Annotated in this window: 4 protein-coding genes; 1 reads left to right on the top strand and 3 read right to left on the bottom strand. The window is 68.8% G+C overall.

The features are described from left to right. On the bottom strand, positions 1-1055 hold a 1055-nt coding region (locus ACLFOB_RS14550), incomplete at its 3' end, for a homogentisate 1,2-dioxygenase (RefSeq protein WP_410926550.1). A 78-nt stretch (positions 1056-1133) separates the two neighbouring features. Here ACLFOB_RS14550 and ACLFOB_RS14545 point away from each other — a divergent pair. Beyond that, positions 1134-1589, top strand: coding sequence for a MarR family winged helix-turn-helix transcriptional regulator (locus ACLFOB_RS14545; protein WP_410926549.1), 456 nt, complete (start codon positions 1134-1136; stop codon positions 1587-1589). Between the two features lie 27 nt (positions 1590-1616). On the opposite strand, the gene ACLFOB_RS14540 is transcribed toward ACLFOB_RS14545, so the two are convergent. Together ACLFOB_RS14540 and ACLFOB_RS14535 are read right to left on the bottom strand one after the other, a co-directional pair. Then, entirely contained in the window at positions 1617-2708 is a 1092-nt protein-coding gene (locus tag ACLFOB_RS14540) for a BLUF domain-containing protein (protein ID WP_410926548.1), read from the bottom strand. Between the two features lie 161 nt (positions 2709-2869). After that, the gene (locus ACLFOB_RS14535) at positions 2870-3679 is read right to left on the bottom strand and encodes a division plane positioning ATPase MipZ (RefSeq protein ID WP_410918519.1); all 810 of its coding nucleotides are present in this window, start codon (positions 3677-3679) and stop codon (positions 2870-2872) included. Positions 3680-3949: the final 270 nt, after the last annotated feature.

Raw genomic sequence — 3949 nt, 5'->3', positions numbered from 1 at the left:
GACATGATGTTCTTGTGATACCACGGCGGGCGGAAGGTGTTCTCGGCCACCATCCAGCGTTCGCGGAAGAGCACGAAGTCGATGTTCGCGGTGCCAGGCACGCCCGAGGGCGCGGTCAGCACGGTGAAGATCGACGGGTCCGGGTGGTCGAAGAGGATCGCGCCGACCGGGCAGTAGGCGGTCAGGTCGTACTTGTAGGGCGCGTAGTTGCCGTGCCATGCCACCACGTCGAGCGGGCTCTGCCCGATTTCCGTCACGTGGAACTGCCCGCACCACTTGATCGTGAGGGTCGAGGGCGCCTCGCGGTCCTCGAAGGCCGCGACCGGCGCCTTGAAGTCGCGCGGGTTCGCCAGCGCGTTCGCCCCGATGGGTCCGCGCGCAGGCAATTCGAACTTCTGCCCGTAGTTCTCGCAGACGAAGCCGCGTGCCGGCCCCTCCAGCACCTCGACCCGATAGACGAGGCCGCGGGGGATGATCGCGATCTCCTGCGGGCGCAGGTCGATGACGCCAAGCTCGGTGGCGAAGCGCAGCCGCCCCTCCTGCGGCACGACCAGAAGCTCCGAGTCGGCCGAGTAGAAATATTCGTCCACCATCGACTCGGTGACGAGGTAGATGTGGCTTGCCATGCCCACCTGCGTGTTCACGTCGCCCGCGGTGGTCATGGTCCGCATGCCCGTGAGCCAGGTGAGCCTTTCGTCGGTATGCGGCACCGGGTCCCAGCGATACTGGCCCAGGCTGATCACGTCCGGGTCCACGTTCGGCGCGGATTGCCAGTAGGGCAGCTCGATCTTCCTGTAGCGCGCCGAGTGCTTGACCGAGGGGCGGATGCGGTAGGTCCAGGTGCGCTCGGGCGGATGCGCCGTGAAGGCGGTGCCCGACAGCTGCTCGCCGTAGAGGCCGTAGTTGCATTTCTGGGGGCTGTTCATCCCCTGCGGCAGCGCGCCGGGCAAGGCCTCTGTCTCGAAGTCGTTGCCGAAGCCGGGCATGTAGCCTTCGTGCGTGCCGACAGGGGTGGCGGCGGTGAGAAGCCCGGAGGGTCCGGTCTGACGGTTCATGGCTCGCGCTCCTTCTCCCGAATTTGGTTGCGCTGTTAACAGTTGATTTTGTAACCAACAAGGGAGGAGGCGATCGGGTTGCCCGAAAAAGACGACTTCGACCTGCAGGAATTCCTGCCCTACCTGCTGAACCAGGCGGCCGAGGAATCGAGCCTCGCCTTTCAGCAGGTCTACAAGCGGCGCTACGGGATGCTGCGCACGGAGTGGCGGGTGCTCTTTCACCTCGGCATCTACGGCGAGTTGACGGCCGGCGAGATCGCGGCTCGCGCCCGCATCCACAAGACCAAGGTCAGCCGCGCGGTGGCGCGGATGGAGGAGCGCCGCTTCCTGACCCGCACCCGCGACACCGCCGACCGGCGGCGCGAGGCACTGCGCCTGACGAAGCAGGGCGAGGCCGCCTACCGCGACCTGCGCGCCGTCGCGCGGGAGTATGACGCGGCGCTGCTCGACGGCTTCTCGGCGCAGGAGGCCGCGCTCCTGCGGCAGATGCTCCGCCGGCTCGCCCGGCCGCTGGACGGGCGCGGCGCGGCCTGAGCCGGCGGCCGCAGTCAGCGGCTTCGGTCAGTAGAGCGGCATGGCCCCTGTCGCGCCGCGCTGCGGGACCCAGTTCGTGCCCGGGCGCAGCGTGGCGGCGACCGCCCGCCGCAACCGGTCTGCGGTAAAGGCCAGCGGTCCGGCGCCGCGATGGCCGATCAGCAAGGGCGTGCCGGGCAGGGCGGCATGGAACCGCTCGGACAGTTCCTGCAAGGGACCTTCCGAGATGCCGGCCAGCAGGCGGCTGCCCGCCAGCAGCAGCGGTGCGCCGGGATTGTGGCGCGCCGCGCCCTCGATCTCGGTCGCGCCGCCCTCGAGCAACAGGCTCACGGCCCAGCCCGAGGCGCGCAGCACGTCGGCCTTCAGCACAGCGCCAAGGAAATGCGGATTGCCGGGCTGATTCGCGACGATGGCATGCGCCATCGGGCGCACCGGATCGGCCGTCATGCGCGCGTTCCACAACAGCATCTGGAACCGCCCCAGCGCCAGGGTGATCTCCGCCATGCCCCAGCGGTCGGCCATCCAGCCGTCGCCGAGCGCGCGGGCGACCCGCTCGTAGCAGACGGCGCGACTCATCGCGGTGGCGAGGAAGGGGCGCATCACGCGTGCCAGGGCCCCGTCGTCTTCCGGCACGACCAGGGCGGCGGCGATCGCGTCGGCCTGCGCGGCAGAAAGCTCGGGCGTGCGTTTCCGGACGAGTCCCGCGCGCCCGAGACCGGAGAGCTGGGCACCCCAATCCTCCATCACCAGACTGGGCGCCATGCGGCCCAGAAGGATCGCCTCGGGGGCGAGCGCCTCGTCACCCACGGACTGGAAAAGCTGCATGTGCCAGCCGGCGAAGGCGCGCTCGTTCTCGCGGGCGTCCTCGGTCACGGTGAGCGCGTCATGGCGCGGGTCGCGCCGCAGCGCGTCGAGCAGCGCCTCTATCACCTCGCCCGGCCCTTCGATCCACTGGCGGTACATCGTGCCGTTGGAGATCAGGGCGCCGGTGATGCTGCGTTCGGCATTGCGCGCCGCGGCGGACTGCGCCAGCGCGCCGATCTCCCCGGCATCGAGCGTGCGTGTCGCCTCGCTGCGATAGCTGAGGCGACGGACCATGCCGCGCGCATCGCTGGGCATCCTCATTCTCCCTTGTCGCGACACCGTTGCGCAGCCGATGCCGCCGCTTGTAGCACGGGCCGCAGCGCCGGAGGCCGGGGCGCAGCGCGGGCAGTCGCCCCAGTATGGCCCGACGCGAACGAATGTCCAGCCAAATTTACATCAAAACTGTCAAGTTAGACTTACAGGTCTACGGTGACACCCGGAAGCTGCAACGCCCGCAGCAACTCGCGCAACTCCTGACGCGCGGCGATGTTCGAGAGGTTGAGCTGCTTGACCCCCACATCCTTGAGGTCGAGCAGGGTCAGACCGCGCGGGAACAGCTCGCGGAACACGACCCTTTCGTGAAAGCCCGGCACGATGCGGAACCCGATGCGCTTTGCCAGCCGCTCCAGCGCGCGCTCCATCTTGAGCTTGTTGACCATGGCCTGCGCGCCCAGACGGTTGCGCAGCACGACCCAGTCGACGGGTCGAAGTCCCGCCTGCGCGCGCAGCTGCCGGGCGTTCCAGACCATCTCGGAATAGACCGAAGGGCCCAGGATGCGTTCCCCGTCGTTGTCGATCCGGGCCAGCAGGTCGAAGTCCACGAAGCTGTCGTTGAGTGGCGTGACCAGCGTGTCGGCCAGCGAATGGGCGACCTGGCTCAGGCGGGTGTGCGACCCCGGGCAGTCGATCACGATGAAGTCCGCATCCGGCTCCATCTCGGTTACCGCGACCGACAGGCGATGATCGAAGACATTCTCGCCGGGCGCGAGGCTCGCGGCATCGACGTCGGGCAGGTCGCGGTAGCGCGGTCCGGGCAGCTCCAGCCCTTCCGTCTCCAGGAATTTCGCGCGATTGGCGGCGTAGCGCCCAAGGCTTTTCTGCCGCAGGTCGAGGTCCAGCGCGCCGACGCGGTGGCCCATTCGTGCCAATGCCGTTGCCAGATGCATCGACACGGTTGATTTCCCCGCGCCGCCCTTTTCGTTCCCCACCACGATGATGTGTGCCATCGGTCTGGCCCTTCCCCTGCCGCGCTCTGCGGCGCGGTCGCTGAGATACTATATGTTGGGGCACGCACAAGCGGAAGCGGCGCCGGGGGCGGCGCCCGCGATTTGCAATCTGGCCGTTCAACGGTAGCATGGATGCCACGCCGAACGGGCCTGCCGGTGCCGCGCCAGCACCCGTGCCGCACCCCGAGACGCTGGCGCGGCGACCCATGTGTCCGGCAGCGCGATCAACGGTCTCGGCGAAAGGGAGCCGCGCCGCCCCGAGCGGCTCTT

Source organism: Rhodosalinus sp. (assembly GCF_046542825.1).
Lineage (GTDB): Bacteria > Pseudomonadota > Alphaproteobacteria > Rhodobacterales > Rhodobacteraceae > Rhodosalinus.
The sequence above is the reverse complement of the archived record's forward strand: the minus strand, read 5'-3'. Positions and strand labels throughout refer to the sequence as shown.

What these genes read in the sequence shown, in the direction of transcription:
- ACLFOB_RS14540 (WP_410926548.1), bottom strand. Translation starts at nt 2,708, where the DNA reads ATGCCCAGCGATGCGCGCGGCATGGTCCGTCGCCTCAGCTATCGCAGC.
- ACLFOB_RS14535 (WP_410918519.1), bottom strand. Translation starts at nt 3,679, where the DNA reads ATGGCACACATCATCGTGGTGGGGAACGAAAAGGGCGGCGCGGGGAAA.